Origin of the sequence: Pelagibacterium sp. (assembly GCF_048264985.1) — a bacterium.
In the GTDB taxonomy this organism is placed as follows: Bacteria; Pseudomonadota; Alphaproteobacteria; order Rhizobiales; family Devosiaceae; genus Pelagibacterium.
Genome location: NZ_JBLXCL010000001.1, coordinates 1,310,870 through 1,326,626 on the forward strand (window position 1 = coordinate 1,310,870; position 15,757 = coordinate 1,326,626).

Sequence of the window (15,757 nt, forward strand, 5' to 3'; positions counted from 1 at the left end):
CCTTCATCGAAAGGGAGGAAACCACGATGAGAAAATTACTGACCTACGCATTGGCGACGGGCATGGTGCTCGCGGGGCCAGGCGTTGCAGGTGCGCAGAATTTCGACGACCCCGAAGAGTTCGCCCGCCAGATGGACCAGCTCTCGATGGAGCCCATGGGCCCGGAAGGTAAGCCCTGGGAACAGTATCTGGTCGATCAGATGGGTGATACGGCCCAATACGCATCAGAAGGTCCGCATACGATCTGTTTTTCCAATGCTGGCGTCAACAATCCCTGGCGGGTGGTGGGCTACACCAACATGACCGAGGAAGTTGCACTCCATGACGAGATCGGCGAGTTCATTCACGTCGATGCCGAAGGCTCGGACGACAAGCAGATTGCCGACATCGCCGATCTTCTTGCCAGCGGCGATTGCGATCTTCTGATCGTTTCGCCCAATACGACTGCTGCTTTGACACCTGCCGTCGAAGACGCCTGCGAGCAGTTGCCGGTCATCGTATTCGATCGTGGTGTACAGACCGACTGCCCGGTGACGTTCATTCACCCGGTCGGCGGTTACGGTTTCGGTATCCAGGGTGCCCAGTTCATCGCCGACAACGTCGATGAAGGGGCCAATGTCCTGATGTTGCGTATTCTGCCGGGCGTCGATGTGCTCGAAACCCGCTACTCCGCTGGCCGTCGCATTCTGGATGAAGCCGGTCTCAACGTCGTTGGTGCCGAATTTACCGATGGCGACAACGCCAACACCAAGTCGATAGTTGAAGACTATCTTCAGCGTGGCTCAATCGACGCTGTGTGGATGGATGCCGGTGCAACCGCCGTGGCAGCTGTCGAAGCCTTCGAAGATGGCGGCTACGACATTCCAGTGTTCGTGGGTGAAGACCAGCAGGATTTCCTGCAAAAATGGAACGATCTGGACATGACGGCAATCGCGCCGACATATCCTTCGTATCAGTGGCGCACCCCGATCATCGCCGCAGTTCGTGTGCTCTCGGGTGAAGCCGTTCCGGCGCCCGAATGGGTTCTGCCACAGCCCGCAATTACCCAGGAAAACCTCAATAGCTTCATCGATCCCAACATGCCGCCGCTGCATTACGCAATGTGCGGCTGTGACGAGATGGACAACTATCCCCAGGCCTGGGGCGGCGTCGAATAATCATCGATACTGAAATCTGGAAATGGGCGCTGTCACGGCGCCCATTTTTGCGTTCTTTCCCGGCTTTGCGCTGGCATGACGATCCGCTTGGCGGTTGCGCCGGCCATGGCGACTGCGTCTCTTATTGCGCTGTTTTTACTAAATTTCTTACTCCTGCATCCCTGAAGATGTGCGCCTCGGCAACCGGTTGCCAGCCATGAGTTCATGGGCTAGCGTGGATGATGGTGGGCGCGCGTCTCACGCGTTCACCGGTATTTTTGTGGGAGGGAATATGTCTGGGTTTCAGACGGAAATGAGTCGTCGTCAGCTCCTGACGATGATCGGTACTGCTGCGGGAAGTGCAGCGATGTACAACGCGATGACAAGCCTGGGGTTTGCCCAGGAGTCGACCTATAGCGGTCCCATCAATCTCGAAGGTGATCCCAACGGCGCTTCGGTGTTGGTTCTTGGAGCGGGGCTGGCGGGCATGACGGCGGCGCTGGAGTTGCGCGATGCTGGCTACAATGTCCAGATTCTTGAGTATCGGGAAAAGGCGGGTGGGCGCTGCTGGACCCTGCGCGGCGGCGACAAATATGTCGAACTCGGCGGCTTCGAGCAGGATGTGAAATTTGCCGAAGGCAATTACATCAACCCCGGTCCGTGGCGCATTCCGCATCACCATTACGGGGTGCTCGACTATTGCAAGAGGCTTGGTGTCAAGCTTGAGCCGTTCATGCAGGTCAACTACAATGCCTATCTGCACCGCACCGATGCATTCGATGGTAAGCCGCAGCGTTTCCGCGAAATCGATGCGGACTATCGCGGCCATATTTCTGAATTGCTGGCCAAAGTCGTCAATCAGGACGGTCTCGATGAAACGGTGACGGCCGAGGATGCCCAGCTTCTCCTCGATTCACTCAAGACCTATGGCGTGCTTGACGACAACTACGCCTACATAAAGAGCGAAGACACTTCGGAATTCCGGGGCTGGGAAAAGGATCCCGGCGGCGGCGTCGACGGTAAACCGGTTCCGTCCGAACCGTTGGCAATGAGCGATATTCTCCAGTCGCAGCTATGGTCCAATCTTGTCACTGGTTCATCTATCGACCACCAGGGCACGATGTTCCAGCCGGTCGGTGGCATGGACATGATCGCCCAGGGTTTCGAAAAGGTCATCGGCGATCTCATCACCTACAACGCCAAGGTCACCAAGATCGACCAGAGCGATAGTGGCGTCACCGTCACCTATGTGGACAGCAACGGCGCCGAGGGCGAAATGACGGCAAGTGCGGATTACTGCATCTGCACAATCCCGTTCTCCATTCTCGGACAGATCGACCATAACTTCTCCGGTCCGATGACCAGCATCATCGACTCGATGTTTTATGCGGGATCGGTCAAGTTCGGGCTCGAATTCAAGCGTCGCTTTTGGGAGCAGGACGAGCACATCTACGGCGGCATCACCTATACCAACCTGCCCATCTCGCAGATTTCCTACCCGTCGGGCGACTATTTCAGCGATGGCCCAGGCGTGTTGCTGGGCGGCTATAGCTGGGGGGCAACAGCCTATCAGTTCAACGCGCTGGCGCCCGAAGAACGGGTGGCCAAGGCAGTTGAATACGGTGCCCAGATCCACCCGCAATATACCGAGGAGTTTTCCAACGGCGTATCGGTAAGCTGGCATCGTGTGCCCTGGGTGCTCGGATGCTACGGCATCTGGGACGACAAGGAAGCTCAGTATGCCACAGCCGCAGCCATGGACGGTCGCACGCTGATGGCTGGCGAACATATCTCCTATCTTCCGGCTTGGCAGGAGGGGGCCATCCTCTCCGCTCTCGATGCCATAGCGCGCTTGCATAAGCACGTTACGGGCGCCTGATCGCCGCTACCAGAAAGGACTTTTGATATGAAATCGCTCAAACTCGCCGTAGCGGCGGCCCTCGCGCTCTTGGTGACACCTGCCATTGCGCAATCGGACGCCGATATGATGTTCGAAGATCCGGGCATGCTGACCCAGACAGATGGTGAGGATATCTACAATGCCATCTGCTCGGGCTGTCATATGCCCGAAGGGGAGGGAGCTGAGGGCGCCGGAATGTATCCGGCTCTGGCCAACAATCCGAACCTCGAGTTCCCCGGCTACGCCATCTACCTTATCCTTCATGGACAAAAGGCGATGCCTTCGCTTGGTGGCGTGCTCAGCGACGAACAGGTTGCCGCCGTGGTCGGTTATATCCGCACCAGTTTCGGCAATGACTACACCGACGAAGTCAGTGTACAGCAAGTGACCGACTCGCGTTGATTGATACGACAGGCGGGTCTGCAACGACCTGCCTGTCGCCGCTCTCATGATACAATCCAGCAGGTCGCCACTGGCGACTACAGATGGCATCTTCACGTCGCCAGCCATCACATCCTCTAGCGCCTTGGGCGATCCGATGCGATAATGGCAACATGACAGACCTATTGTTCTATCACCTCGAAAGCCGACCACTTGAATCCGTTCTGCCGATGCTGTTGGAAAAGACCATCGAGCGCGGCTGGCGTGCCGTAGTCGAAATCGGCAGCGCCGAGCGCATCGAAGCCATCGATTCAGCGCTTTGGACCTATTCCGACGACAGCTTTCTGCCTCACGCCGTTGCTGCTGGGGAGGCTGTTGATGCCGTTCAGCCGGTATTGCTGACAGGCGGCGATGAAAATCCCAATGGCGCCACCATCCGTTTTTTCGTTGATCGTGCCACGCCGCGCCAGCTCGAGGGCTATGAAAGACTGGTCTATATCTTCAACGGCCATGATCCCGATGCCGTAACCGAAGCGCGTCAGGTGTGGCGCAACCTGAAACCTGTCTACGATCTCACCTATTGGCAGCAGGACGGCGAAGGCCGCTGGAGCAAGAGAGCCTGATGGATTCTTCGTTTGAACCCAAGGTCAAACACACACCGCTCGAAGATGTGCTTGCCATTCTGCTCGGGACCTTGTTTGTCGGGCTTGGCGTCACATTCTATTCGGAAGCCCAGATCACGACAGGCAGCACGGCCGGCCTGGCCCTTCTGGTCCAATATGCAACTGGCTTGCCGTTCGGGGCAGTGTTCTTCGTTGTGAACTTGCCGTTCTACATCCTGGCGTTCCTGCGCATGGGCTGGCAGTTCACGCTGAAGACCTTTATCGCCGTGGGACTTGTGTCGCTCTATCCAGCATTGATGCCCAACTGGCTGAATATCTCCGGCATCAATCCATTCTTTGCGGCCATTGCCGGCGGCGCCATGATGGGAATGGGTATTCTCGCGCTGTTTCGCCATCGCTCAAGCCTTGGCGGCGTCAACATTCTCGCGCTTTACCTACAAGACAATCACAAAATTCCCGCTGGTTATGTCCAGTTTGGCATCGATTTTTTCATCCTGATCGCAGCATTCTTCATCCTGCCATTCGACAGGGTGGTTCTGTCTCTGGTCGGTGCGGTTTTCATGAGCCTTGTCATTCTGCTCAATCACAAGCCTGGCCGCTATTTGGGCGTTAGCTGACGGCGGCTTGGCGCATCAACCTGATGGTCAAATTCGTTTCAACTGATATAGGCTCCGTTTAGGGGGCGAATGGGCTTGACCTGCTTGCGCCGTTGTTCGTGCCAGCGAGTAGGATCGCAATGAAAGGTGCTTCAAATACGCCAGAAGCGTTTTCGGGCTTGGCCTGGCGTAGCGCGTTTCCATTTCTGATCGTTGGGGCCGTGGTGCTTACGGCAGCCCTGTTGGGCATCCTGACGCGTCCCATGGGCTTTCTGGCAGCGTTCTGGCCCGCCAATGCAATTCTGCTGGGTCTGATGGTGCGTGTGCCACGTCTTTCCATCCCCTCGGGATGGATCGGTGCTCTGGCGGGGTATCTTCTTGCCGATCTTGTCACTGGAGGGGAGCCGGTCGTTACGGCCTGGTTGACCTTTGCCAACATGGTAGGCGCTCTGACGGGCTTTCTGCTCTATCAGCTTTTGTCCGATGGCGACCGATGCCTCTGCCGACCGAAATCGGTGCTCTACCTTCTTGGAGTCTGCGCCGCCTCTGCGTTCATGTCGGCGCTGGCTGGGGCAGGGGCAGCGCGCTTGGTGTTCGGTCGCGGTTTCTTGGATGGGCTTGAATTCTGGTTTGTAACCGAGATCGTCAACAGCCTCGTGATCTTGCCTGTCCTTCTTACCGTCCCCGCGCGCTTTCGGTTTTCGAGTGCCGAATGGTCGGCTATGCGCCGTTCGACCAGGGCCAGCCTGGCGCCCTTGGCCGCACTGATCGTCTCGCTGACCGCCGGCGGTGTAATCGGCGGGCCGGGGATGATCGCCTTTCCGATCCCGGCGTTGATCTGGTGCGCGCTGACCACCACCCGGTTCGCAACAGCCATGGTCACCTCCGCAACAGCGGCATGGTTACTTGTCGCGGTTCAATTGGGCTTCGTCGATATCGGGGTCGCCGGTGATCCGCTCTACTGGACGGGGTCGTTGCGGCTTGGCATCGCACTGATGGTCCTGGCGCCTCTGGCGGTCGTTACCATCAATGCGGCCCGCATACGGTTGATGAACCAGCTGTCCTATATGGTCGATCATTGCAGCCTGACAGGGGTTCTCTCCCGCACCGCTTTTCACGAATGCGGACAGGATCTCATGACCGGTTCGCGCAATGACCTGCCCATCTCGGTCATGATGCTCGATATCGATCACTTCAAATCCATCAACGATCAGTTCGGTCACGCTGTTGGCGATCGGGTTCTTCAGGCTTTTGCGGATGCCGTTTCCAACGTCGTCCGGTCGCGCGATGCCATTGGCCGTCTGGGGGGCGAGGAGTTTGCCGTCGTTTTGTCTGGCGTGAGCTTGGAACGCGCTACCCGCATCGCCGAACGGATCGTCGCGGCGGTTGAAAAGCTGGAAGTGATCGAGAACGGGCACGCTATATCGATAACGGTCAGTATCGGCACCGCCCAATCGGGCAGTGATCCGGACGTCAGCTTCTCCGATTTGCTGGGCAAGGCAGATGCCGCTCTTTACAGTGCCAAGCAGGCAGGTCGGAACCGTGTCGTTGCCACTTGATCCGATTGCCGCCTCGACGTGACCCATCACATGATTGCGGCAGGCATGGCGATTGCAGAGTTTCGCTAGTCCAGCCGGCCCAGCTTGTCGAGCTTCAGCTTGCGCATGAGTTCAAAATGCTCACGCACCGGCATGATGTCGGAAACGTATAGCTCGTAGAAAAAGTCGACCCACTCATAGCAAAGAATGACTTCGCGTGTTTCCAGATCGTAGAACGCGTTGACCTCGCCGCAATTTTCCGCGGTCATCCGCACTGGCCGGGGCAGGACATAATTCTTCGCCACCCAGTCGGCATACTGCTCAAGTACCTGCGCCTGTTCCAGCAGCGCTTGGGCCTCGGGATACTCTCCCCGCGTATCGCGGTACTGAACGCTTACATCCGAGGCGGGAGCCCCTTCGCGCCGGTGCGGCTCAAGCACTGCCGACCAACCGCGTTCGGCAATCCTGTAGTCCTCAGCGCAACTCGTCTGCCGGTCGATGGGCAACGATATGCGCGTGGCGTATTGGGTGTGACGGTCGTAATCGCTCCCCACCATCAGGCAAACCATGGCGTAGGAGCGTTGAATATCGAGACTGTGCGCGCCATAGAACGCCGAATTGACGTAGCCGCGCGATGGCCGGAACGATTCCGAATAAAGCCAGCCCTCGATGGTGTCCTGGAGCCCAACAACGTCTGCTTCGGTCCCGGTGTCGAGCATGAGCAGCGTTGCCATGGTATCGACGGCATCTTCTTCACGGCCTAAAACTGGCAGGTCGAGCTGATCGACCAACAGATGACCGATTTCGTGAAACATCGTGTGACGCGTGTTGTTGAGCGCGAATTGCACAGCTGCATCGCGTTGGGCATTGCTCAGCTGTTGCGCTACGGCTGGTGAGATCACCGCCATGGCGGCAACAAACGTTGCGATTGCCAACTTTGCCTTTGCCATTGCCATTGTGTCCCTGTGCCTTGGTCGCGACGCTTGTGTATCTAGCGCGGCGCATTGTTCCGATCCAGACAGGTTTTTGCGCTTGGGTAAAGAAACTTGCTAGAGGGCGCTAGGCATCGGTCTGGGCGTCCTCAAGTGCTGCGCTTTTTTCGAGCCACTGATCTTCGAGGGCTGCAATTTCACCTTCGAATTTCGATTTTTCGATTCCCAGCGCAATCGCCTTTTCCGCGTCGCCAGTATAAAGCGCCGGGTCATCGAGCTGTTTATCGATTTTGGCCAGGTCCTTACGCTTCCAGTCAAGTTTTTGCTCGAGCGACTTGATCTCCTTGCGCAAAGGCGCAAGTTCGGCGCGCCGGGCCGCAGCTTCCTGACGCTCGCGCTTGCGGTCGGATGCCGAACCGCCCCCGCCATTGCCGCCCGACCCGTTCGAGACGAGGCTGCGCTGATACCCGTCAAGATCGTCTTCGTATTCGCTGACGGTGCCGTTCTCGGCAATCCACAGTGTATCGCACGTCGCCTCGATCAAATGCCGGTCGTGCGAAATGATCAGCACGGCGCCCTTGTAGTCGTTAAGCGCATGGACCAGCGCATCGCGGCTGTCGATGTCGAGATGGTTGGTCGGTTCGTCCAGCACCAGCATGCCCGGCCCGCCGAACGTAATGATGCCCATCAAGAGCCGTGCCCGCTCGCCACCCGAAAGGTTCTTCGCCTTGGTGTCCATGCGGGTTGTCGAAAGCCCCATTTGCGCCACCCGTGCCCTGCGCTTGGCTTCGCTTTCGAGCGGCATAAGATCGATCACATGCTCGTAAGGGGTCTGCTCGGGTTTGAGATGGTCGAGCTGGTGCTGGGCGAAATAAGCAACGTCGAGCGTTTTTGCTCGCAACATCTGCCCGCCCATAGCCTTGAGCTCGCCGGAAAGCAGTTTGGCAAACGTCGATTTGCCGTTCCCGTTCGGCCCGATCAGCGCAATCCTGTCGTCGGGGTCGATGCGATGGGTAATCCGGCTCAGAATGACTTTTTCGCCATAGCCCACGGACACATTGTCGAAGGTCATCATCGGCGTTGCCGGAGATTTTTTGGGCTGCTGGAAACTGAACGGCGCGGCAAATTCATCGAAAAGCGCCTCGGGCGGGCGCAGTTTCGCAATCGCCTTGACGCGGCTCTGGGCTTGCTTGGCCTTTGTCGCCTTCGCCTTGAAGCGATCGACGAATTTCTGCATGTGCTCGATTTGGGCAAGCGTTTTTTCGCGCGCCTTGTTCTGCAATTCCATCTGCAGCCGGCGCGTTTCTTCAAACGTATCGTAGCTGCCCTTGTAGAAGGTCAGCTTGCCGCGCTCGAGATGGATGATCGAATTGACAGCCTTGTTGAGCAGGTCACGATCATGGGAAATCATGAAGACAGTGTAGGGGTAAGTGGCCAGGTATTTTTCCAGCCACAGCGTACCCTCGAGATCGAGATAGTTGGTCGGCTCGTCCAGCAGCAGAAGATCCGGCTGCGAAAACAACACTCCCGCCAGTGCGACGCGCATGCGCCACCCGCCCGAAAGCTCCCGGCACGGTCCGTTCTGCCGTTCCAGCGAAAACCCAAGCCCCTTCAGGATCGCGCTGGCCCGCGCTTCGGCGGTATGGGCGTCGATATCGGCAAGCCGCATGTGAATTTCGGCGATCCGGTGAGGATCTTCGGCGGTTTCGGCTTCCACGAGCAGCGCCGCGCGCTCGGTGTCGGCGCCCAGTACCATGTCGAGCACGCTCATCTCGCTCGCCGGCGCTTCCTGTGCAACGGCACCGATCCGCGCGCGCTTGTTGAGTTCGATCGACCCTTGCTCGGGTGAAAGGAAGCCTTGGACAAGTTGGAACAGCGTCGTCTTGCCCGATCCGTTCTTGCCCACGAAACCGGTCTTCGCCCCGGTAGGCAACGTCACTGACGCCCCCTCGAACAGGGGACGACCGGCAATTTTGTAATGGAGGTTTGTAATCGTAAGCATGATGGGGCGGTCAGTAACCTTGACTGTGTCCCCGCGCAAGTGGGCAGGGTGCAGAGCAGGTGCGCGTCGCGGCCAGCTTCCATGCCGTCTTGCCACTGCCATCCACTAACGCTAAAAGGCCCCACCTTCTCCGATCCCTTCCAATAAGGACCAGACACAATGGCCATTCAGCGCACATTTTCGATCATCAAGCCCGACGCCACACAGCGTAACCTCACCGGCAAGATCATCTCCAAATTTGAAGATGCCGGTCTGCGCATCGTCGCTTCCAAGCGCATCCAGATGACCCGCGAACAGGCCGAAGGCTTTTACGCCGTCCACAAGGAACGCCCGTTCTTCGGCGAACTCGTCGATTTCATGATTTCGGGCCCGGTAGTCGTGCAGGTTCTCGAAGGCGAAGATGCCATTGCCAAGAACCGTGAAGTCATGGGCGCCACCAACCCGGAAAACGCCGATGCCGGCACTATCCGCAAGGAATTTGCCCTTTCGGTCGGCGAAAACTCGGTTCACGGTTCGGACGCTCCCGAAACCGCTGCTGAAGAAATCAAGTTCTTCTTTAAAGACGATGAAATCGTCGGCTAATCAGCCGCAATTCCGGACGGGATGGGCATCGCCCATATCCACATGTCCGATTATCGATATGAACGCCGCGTTCGAGAGAGCGCGGCGTTTTTTGTGCAGCGCATCAGCGCACCTCAAGCGGTATGATCCGATCGCGGGCGACGCCGTTCCGGTTGAGAAGCGTGTCCACTTCTCCGCGATTGATCCCGATATCGCGCAATTGCCAGTCTTTCATTTCAGCTAGCGCGATTCTTGAATGCCGGCGGTTGGCATGGACGCGCCCAGCCCGCCACCAGCTTGAGATCACAGCCTTGAAATGGCGCCATATAGCGGCGCGGTACCGCGGCCGTCCCTCGAATTCGTCCTGTTCCAATAGATCGTTCCGTTCAATTAGGGTCATCTGACATCTCCTTGTTCGATGACGTCCATGATGAAACGAGACGATAAATTGATCTAACGAATGTTTTTTGTTAAAAACATCGAAATTTCTGATGAAAGGAGTTCGCCGTGTTTTCGCTCGATCCAGACTTTCTGCGCACCTTTCTGGCCATTTCCGAAACTGGAAGTTTCGGTGCTGCCGGTGAGCGGGTAAACAAGACGCAGTCGACGGTTTCCGCGCAGATGAAGCGCCTGGAAGAAATTGTCGGCGTCTCGCTGTTCGAAAGGGAAGGGCGGCGCAATGTGTTGACTCCTGACGGGATGAAGCTGCTCGAATACGCGGCATCGATGGTGCGGCTCAATGATGAGGCTTTGCGTGCTTTCCAGCCTTTGACCATCACCGGCCGTCTGCGCCTCGGTGCTATCGATGAGTATGCCCAGGCGTTCCTGCCCGGCACTCTGCGCAGCTTTGGCGCGGCCCATCCGGCGGTCCAGGTTGAAGTCGTCACCGGTACAAGTCTTTCGTTGCGGGAGATGCTGGCTGATGGGGAACTGGACGCGGCGATCATCTCATGCCGGACAGGCGATACCGACACCGAAACGCTGCGTTCGGACAGGTTACATTGGATCGGCAGTGAAAGTGCCTCGCCTCATTGCGATGACCCGCTGCCCCTTTGCGCATGGTCTCGCGCCTGTTCATGGAGGGAAATGGCCTCTGCCGCTCTTGTGCGCGACGACCGCAAATGGCGCCTTGCTGTCACGACGTCGAACGCTGCTCTGATCTCGCTGACCGTGCGCGAAGGTCTTGGAGTCGCAGTTGCTCCCGCCTGGTTTGTGGGGCCGGGATTGCGCATACTTGAGGCGATGGATGCTCGCTATCCGCTGGGTGTTGCCGAAATCGGCATCAAGCGCGGTTCAGCGTCAACCGAGGTGCTTGATGCGTTCCTTGTGCATGTGAAGTCAGAGCTGAACTCACCCGCTCTTGCTGCCTGACGCAATCCCCGCCTTGGCCCGTTCGATCGATCGTGCAAGCTCATTGATCTCGTCGGCGAACTTCTCTTCGGTTTCCTCGCTGGTTGTCATCCAGTTCGAATACCGCTCGAGAAGCGGCACGAAGGTGGCGACGTCCTCAGGTGACCAACTGCTGAAGAACTCCCCGAGCAATAGCCATTTATAGCCACGCACGGCATCGAGCACGGCTTCCCCCGCCGGGGTCAACTCCAATATGGTGCGCCGTGCGTCCTTCTGGGACACGGCCCGGCGTGCGTAGCCGGAATTGACCATTTCCGACACCAGCCGGCTGGCGCGGGAGGGGTCGATATACAAACGCTCGGCAACGGTTGAAACCATCGTCTCGCCGTCTTCGTTAGGTTCGGTGGATAGCGACGGGTAGGCGATGGCGAAGAGTACGTCGATCTGGGCCATATCCAATTCCAGCCCTAGCGCGTGCGTGGCCCGATGACCAAGTTCGCGCTTGTGCATCTGACGGCGCCAGTTCTGCACAACAGTGTCGATGCGGAGCAGCGCGTCTGCCAAATCGGTATTCTTGCCGCTTCTAGCGAGAAGATCCCGCACTGTGTCCAGTCGTGTCGGCATAGGAGGTAATCCTTAATTGCATGCCAAAAACAATTACATGCTATTGACATGTAATTGCGTTGAGCAGATATATCAAGTCAATAGCGCTGTTCCGGTGCCGATGGGCGCCGTTTGCCCGGTCGGAATCGCTAACAAGTATAAGTTTAGAGCATTTGAAGCGTCGCGTTGAGGCGCAGAACTGTTCTGTTTCCGGAGTTTGACATGTCGCAGCCCGCACAAACAGTGCCGCAGGTATCCGATCCCAATGTAAAATTGGTGATCGGGGCGGTGGTCGCGACCCTGTTGCTGGCCTCTCTCGGCCAGACAATCATCACGACCGCGCTTCCCATCATCGTCGCCGATCTTGGCGGCATCGAACATATATCCTGGGCCATAACCGGTTATCTGCTGGCCGCAACCGTTGCCGCACCGGTTTTTGGCAAGCTGGGAGACATGTATGGCCGCAAGGTCATGCTGCAATCGGGTATAGCCATCTTTCTGGCGGGTTCGGTGCTCGCCGCAATGTCCGTCGATCTCAACATGTTGGTTTTTTGCCGCTTCATACAGGGGATAGGCGGGGGCGGACTGATCGTGACCGCCATGGCCGCCATTGGCGACGTGCTGCCGCCCCGTGAACGTGGCAAGGCGCAGGGCTTCCTCGGCGCAGCCTTTGGTCTGTCCACTGTCGTTGGCCCCTTGCTTGGCGGGCTAATCGTCGAGGCGCTGTCCTGGCGCTGGCTGTTCTTCGTCAACATCCCCATCGGCATCGTCGCATTCGCCGTAATCGCAATTGCGTTTGAAAGCCGCACCAAGGGTCACAAGCGCAAGATCGATTACGCCGGCGCAGCATTGCTGACCACGGCCCTTTCTGCTCTTGTCATCTACACCAGCATTGGCGGGACGATCCTGCCTTGGCTCTCACTCCAGGCACTTGTTCTACCGGCAATCGGTATTGTGGCGATGATCGCGTTCCTTATGGTCGAGTTGCGCGCTGCCGAACCGATCCTTCCGCTTGACCTGTTCCGCAACAATGCATTCCTGGTATCCAATGCTGTGGGCTTCATCGTTGGCACCGCAATGTTCGGCACCATCACCTACATGCCCTCTTACCTGCTCATCGTTCAGGGGTTTGCTCCCACGCAGGCAGGGCTCGCCCTGTTGCCCATGATGATCGGCCTGATCGGGTCATCGACCCTTTCGGGCATCTTCATCGCCCGGACCGGCCGCTATAAAATGTTGCCGATCATATCCACGGCGATCCTTGCCGTTGGCGCGCTGCTGCTTGGCACGCTGGGCGTGGAAACGCCGTTCCCGCTGGTGATGACCTACATGCTGCTGGTCGGAATCGGCATTGGTCCGGTGATGAGCGTTGGCGTTACGGCCATCCAGAACGCAGTGCCCCACAGCGTTCTCGGTGTCGCTACGGCCAGCGCCCAGATGTTCCGTCAGATCGGTGGTTCGCTTGGCGTCGCTGTTCTTGGCGCCATCTTTGCCAATCGGCTGGCTTTTGAAACCGCTTCCATCGGTCACCCCGAAGGCACTGCGGCATTCAATGACGCAACGCTGGCGGCAATGAATGCTGCCGATCAGTTTGCAGTGCTTCAGGCCTATACCAATGCGCTGCACCCTATCTATTGGGTCGCCGCTGCCGCTGCGGCAGTGGCCAGCATCATCGGCTGGTTCCTGATCGAAATCCCACTCTCGGACCGCAAACCGGGCGCCGAGCCGGACGCCAAAGCCGAGCCGCAAGCCGCAGAATAAGATTCTCTCGCAAGGACTTGGGGCCAGGCCCCGATTCAATCTCACAACGGGTTGAATCGGGGCTTGAACCTAGAAACTGGCCCGTAGTGTCAGTCCGATATCATGGCTGTCATAAGTGTAGAACACATTGTCCGACCAGCTGTTTGTGTACTCGTAATAGATCGAAGGCATCAGCGGTCCGATTGTGAAATCGCGATGGCTCGCCTCGACCCGTCCGGTCGCAAACCGGTCAACCTGATCGTTGAGCTGAAACGGGGCAGGGCGCCAGTGCCAGCGCTGCCCGAGTGTACCCTCGACACCCAGCAGCAAGCCGTTGTCGAACAGCGTATCTACCCGAGCCTGCACTGTCCCAACGAGCGTGCGCAGCGTCTCGTCCTCGGTATGGTTGTAAACCGCGCGCGCAGTCGTCGTCAGGTTCACATTGCGCGCCAGCGACGTCGAGTATGAAGCCGCGCCATCGGCCAGGAAGCCCGACCGGTTGGGGTCGAGATGACGCTCCACTGCCGCGAGCCGCAGATCGAAAGCCAGTCTCTGCTGCGAATCGAGTGGTATGGACAGGCTCGAACGCACGCCGATCTCTGTCCGATCCAGTCTATTGTCATCAAGCCCAAGGGTCACGAACGGTGCAACAACCGCCCGCGCCGTTTCGCCGACCTTGAAGGTCACTGGCAGCTCAGCCGTAAAACTGGGCTCGAAACTCTTGTCGGCTGTCGAATAGCGAATGTCGGTACGCAGCACGCTGGAAACGCTGGCCATTTCGCTGCGCGCCAGTTCCACGGCCACAGAGCCGCCGAGACTGAACAATACGCCGCGTTGCCCGCGCGCTTCCTCGGGGATCTGGCCCGGCCCCCAGATGCCACCATCAATAGTGTCTTCGCCGGTCTGCCGATTCACATTGGTTGACGGAGCGGCGGTGAAATAGCCGCCAAACACCGGCTTGCCGCGCGACTGCTCATTCTGGAGGAGCTGCGCAATCACGTCGCGTTCGGGTCCTTCGGGCAATATTGCCTGCAACGTGGCCAGCCTTTGCGCCGCGGCGCCGGATTGCCCAAGGTCGGAATAACAACGATACGCAACCAGATAGGGCGGCACAAAGAACGGCACTGCCTGGATCGCCAGATCGGCAAGGATAACGGCGTCCGAGCACTGTCCATTCTGGGCGTGCCGCACCGACGCCGCATAGGCGGCCATGATATCGCCTTGCCCGGCTTGCGCGTCGAGCTGGCCGGCAATCTGATCGGCACGCGACCAATTGCGGGCTCCGATCGCTTCATCGAGCGCTGCAAGAGAAATCGTCTGCGCCGCAGCCCCGGAAACCGTCCCGAGCGCGGCAACCCCAGCCAGCAAAAGCCTGCCTAAGATTCTGGAAAAACCCATGAACTGAACCCGATCCCCCGGGCCAGCGGCCCATCCGTAAAAGTCGGGACGGCGCACGCCGCCGCCCCGAATCGCGATTACTGCGTGCCGATCAGATACCCGGCAGTCGAGCCATTGCCGTCGGTCGTGCCACCGCGCACCAGCCCGGCCATTTCCTCTGCCCGCGGCCCGTAGAACTGGCCGTCGATGGTATTGTTGGAATTGAGGCTCCGCCCGGCAGTGCCATTATCAACCGCCCCGCGCGTATCGAGCGTGCTGGTGAAGCCGGTGCCGATGATGCGCCCGTTCCCGCCACCGACAAGTCCGGACTGATCGCTCAGCTCGAAACCTACCGTCCGGGAATCAAAATTGGCCCCGGCCTGGAACGTGCCGGCCGCCTGCTGGCCGGTCGAGCTGGAAATGCCCCACACACCATTGTAATTGGCGCGCTGGGTTGGAAGGTTCTGCATCTGGCTGTTTGTCGTCTCCCGTCCATCGACGATTGCATAAACGGCATTGGACCCGGCTGGACTGGTCAACGCCGTCGCCGCATGGCTGCCCCCGATATAGGCCGCGGTGCCGTTGCCGTCGGCATAGGTGTAGCCGGTCAGATTTCCAGGAATGCCAGGTGTTCGGCTGCCGCTGCCAACAGTGTAGTTCCGCCCATCGACAGCGACCGAGATCGTGCTGGAATTGGCGGAAAACGCACCATTCCCCACCCCGGTACCGGCTGCATTGAGTCCGACCGAGGAATAGTTGAGCGGCGAAGGGGGCGGCGTGGGCGATGTGCTGGAACAGCCCGAAACCGCAAGAGCGGCGGCCATTGCAGAAAGGGCGAGGAGCTTGGTGGTCACTGGGAATTACCTTCCATGATCGTTTTAGTCGTCAATTGTGCCCCCGCGCAGCCGACGATAATGCGGCCCGAATGTGTTGGTTCCGGGACAAGTGTCCTTAAATAACAAGGTGTTGCAACTTGGTCGCAAGCGGCTGACATGCGCCCCGATCCGCCCTACAATAG

At 58.4% G+C, this 15,757-nt stretch carries 15 protein-coding genes; 9 read left to right on the forward strand and 6 right to left on the reverse strand.

Annotation, left to right across the window (positions count from 1 at the left end; translation table 11 throughout):
- Positions 1-26 precede the first annotated feature (26 nt).
- From ACN0TA_RS06415 to ACN0TA_RS06440, 6 genes are all read left to right on the forward strand, one after another.
- Positions 27-1,157 carry a substrate-binding domain-containing protein gene (locus ACN0TA_RS06415; protein WP_417580954.1) on the forward strand — a complete coding sequence of 377 codons (1,131 nt, stop codon included), beginning with the start codon at positions 27-29 and terminating at the stop codon, positions 1,155-1,157.
- A 271-nt stretch (positions 1,158-1,428) separates the two neighbouring features.
- Positions 1,429-3,015, forward strand: coding sequence for an NAD(P)/FAD-dependent oxidoreductase (locus tag ACN0TA_RS06420; RefSeq protein ID WP_417580956.1), 1,587 nt, complete (start codon positions 1,429-1,431; stop codon positions 3,013-3,015).
- A gap of 27 nt (positions 3,016-3,042) precedes the next feature.
- A complete protein-coding gene (locus ACN0TA_RS06425) occupies positions 3,043-3,438 on the forward strand; it encodes a c-type cytochrome (protein WP_417580958.1) in 396 nt (131 codons plus the stop codon).
- A gap of 152 nt (positions 3,439-3,590) precedes the next feature.
- Positions 3,591-4,040 carry a DNA polymerase III subunit chi gene (locus ACN0TA_RS06430; protein ID WP_417580960.1) on the forward strand — a complete coding sequence of 150 codons (450 nt, stop codon included), beginning with the start codon at positions 3,591-3,593 and terminating at the stop codon, positions 4,038-4,040.
- The gene (locus ACN0TA_RS06435) at positions 4,040-4,657 is read left to right on the forward strand and encodes a YitT family protein (RefSeq protein ID WP_417580962.1); all 618 of its coding nucleotides are present in this window, start codon (positions 4,040-4,042) and stop codon (positions 4,655-4,657) included. Before ACN0TA_RS06430 ends, ACN0TA_RS06435 begins: the two co-directional genes overlap by 1 nt.
- A gap of 119 nt (positions 4,658-4,776) precedes the next feature.
- Positions 4,777-6,195 carry a diguanylate cyclase gene (locus tag ACN0TA_RS06440; RefSeq protein WP_417580964.1) on the forward strand — a complete coding sequence of 473 codons (1,419 nt, stop codon included), beginning with the start codon at positions 4,777-4,779 and terminating at the stop codon, positions 6,193-6,195.
- Between the two features lie 65 nt (positions 6,196-6,260).
- Here the strand turns inward: ACN0TA_RS06440 and ACN0TA_RS06445 are convergent, their stop codons facing one another.
- Both ACN0TA_RS06445 and ACN0TA_RS06450 read right to left on the reverse strand, forming a co-directional pair.
- Positions 6,261-7,124 carry a DUF4344 domain-containing metallopeptidase gene (locus ACN0TA_RS06445; protein WP_417580966.1) on the reverse strand — a complete coding sequence of 288 codons (864 nt, stop codon included), beginning with the start codon at positions 7,122-7,124 and terminating at the stop codon, positions 6,261-6,263.
- A gap of 109 nt (positions 7,125-7,233) precedes the next feature.
- Entirely contained in the window at positions 7,234-9,108 is a 1,875-nt protein-coding gene (locus ACN0TA_RS06450) for an ABC-F family ATP-binding cassette domain-containing protein (protein ID WP_417580968.1), read from the reverse strand.
- A gap of 159 nt (positions 9,109-9,267) precedes the next feature.
- Here ACN0TA_RS06450 and ndk point away from each other — a divergent pair, with 159 nt between their 5' ends.
- Positions 9,268-9,690 carry a nucleoside-diphosphate kinase gene (ndk, locus tag ACN0TA_RS06455; protein ID WP_417580970.1) on the forward strand — a complete coding sequence of 141 codons (423 nt, stop codon included), beginning with the start codon at positions 9,268-9,270 and terminating at the stop codon, positions 9,688-9,690.
- Positions 9,691-9,793: 103 nt separating this feature from the next.
- On the opposite strand, the gene ACN0TA_RS06460 is transcribed toward ndk, so the two are convergent.
- Positions 9,794-10,069, reverse strand: coding sequence for a DUF1127 domain-containing protein (locus ACN0TA_RS06460; protein WP_417580972.1), 276 nt, complete (start codon positions 10,067-10,069; stop codon positions 9,794-9,796).
- 107 nt (positions 10,070-10,176) lie between these two features.
- On the opposite strand from ACN0TA_RS06460, the gene ACN0TA_RS06465 reads away from it, so the two are divergent.
- Positions 10,177-11,040, forward strand: a complete 864-nt coding sequence (locus ACN0TA_RS06465) for a LysR substrate-binding domain-containing protein (RefSeq protein WP_417580974.1) — start codon at positions 10,177-10,179, stop codon at positions 11,038-11,040.
- Here the strand turns inward: ACN0TA_RS06465 and ACN0TA_RS06470 are convergent.
- Entirely contained in the window at positions 11,020-11,643 is a 624-nt protein-coding gene (locus tag ACN0TA_RS06470) for a MarR family winged helix-turn-helix transcriptional regulator (protein WP_417580976.1), read from the reverse strand. The two genes, ACN0TA_RS06465 and ACN0TA_RS06470, sit on opposite strands and share 21 nt — an antisense overlap.
- A gap of 201 nt (positions 11,644-11,844) precedes the next feature.
- Here ACN0TA_RS06470 and ACN0TA_RS06475 point away from each other — a divergent pair, with 201 nt between their 5' ends.
- Complete coding sequence (locus tag ACN0TA_RS06475; RefSeq protein ID WP_417580979.1) at positions 11,845-13,383, forward strand: MDR family MFS transporter; 1,539 nt, start codon at positions 11,845-11,847, stop codon at positions 13,381-13,383.
- A 69-nt stretch (positions 13,384-13,452) separates the two neighbouring features.
- Here ACN0TA_RS06475 and ACN0TA_RS06480 read toward each other — a convergent pair whose 3' ends face one another.
- Together ACN0TA_RS06480 and ACN0TA_RS06485 are read right to left on the reverse strand one after the other, a co-directional pair.
- Complete coding sequence (locus tag ACN0TA_RS06480) at positions 13,453-14,760, reverse strand: hypothetical protein (protein ID WP_417580981.1); 1,308 nt, start codon at positions 14,758-14,760, stop codon at positions 13,453-13,455.
- Between the two features lie 77 nt (positions 14,761-14,837).
- Positions 14,838-15,593, reverse strand: coding sequence for a transferrin-binding protein-like solute binding protein (locus ACN0TA_RS06485; protein WP_417580983.1), 756 nt, complete (start codon positions 15,591-15,593; stop codon positions 14,838-14,840).
- Positions 15,594-15,757: the final 164 nt, after the last annotated feature.

Coding starts and splice junctions, on each gene's coding strand:
- ACN0TA_RS06415 (WP_417580954.1), top strand. CDS start 27: ATGAGAAAATTACTGACCTACGCATTGGCGACGGGCATGGTGCTCGCG.
- ACN0TA_RS06420 (WP_417580956.1), top strand. CDS start 1,429: ATGTCTGGGTTTCAGACGGAAATGAGTCGTCGTCAGCTCCTGACGATG.
- ACN0TA_RS06425 (WP_417580958.1), top strand. CDS start 3,043: ATGAAATCGCTCAAACTCGCCGTAGCGGCGGCCCTCGCGCTCTTGGTG.
- ACN0TA_RS06430 (WP_417580960.1), top strand. CDS start 3,591: ATGACAGACCTATTGTTCTATCACCTCGAAAGCCGACCACTTGAATCC.
- ACN0TA_RS06435 (WP_417580962.1), top strand. CDS start 4,040: ATGGATTCTTCGTTTGAACCCAAGGTCAAACACACACCGCTCGAAGAT.
- ACN0TA_RS06440 (WP_417580964.1), top strand. CDS start 4,777: ATGAAAGGTGCTTCAAATACGCCAGAAGCGTTTTCGGGCTTGGCCTGG.
- ACN0TA_RS06445 (WP_417580966.1), bottom strand. CDS start 7,124: ATGGCAAAGGCAAAGTTGGCAATCGCAACGTTTGTTGCCGCCATGGCG.
- ACN0TA_RS06450 (WP_417580968.1), bottom strand. CDS start 9,108: ATGCTTACGATTACAAACCTCCATTACAAAATTGCCGGTCGTCCCCTG.
- ndk (WP_417580970.1), top strand. CDS start 9,268: ATGGCCATTCAGCGCACATTTTCGATCATCAAGCCCGACGCCACACAG.
- ACN0TA_RS06460 (WP_417580972.1), bottom strand. CDS start 10,069: ATGACCCTAATTGAACGGAACGATCTATTGGAACAGGACGAATTCGAG.
- ACN0TA_RS06470 (WP_417580976.1), bottom strand. CDS start 11,643: ATGCCGACACGACTGGACACAGTGCGGGATCTTCTCGCTAGAAGCGGC.
- ACN0TA_RS06475 (WP_417580979.1), top strand. CDS start 11,845: ATGTCGCAGCCCGCACAAACAGTGCCGCAGGTATCCGATCCCAATGTA.
- ACN0TA_RS06480 (WP_417580981.1), bottom strand. CDS start 14,760: ATGGGTTTTTCCAGAATCTTAGGCAGGCTTTTGCTGGCTGGGGTTGCC.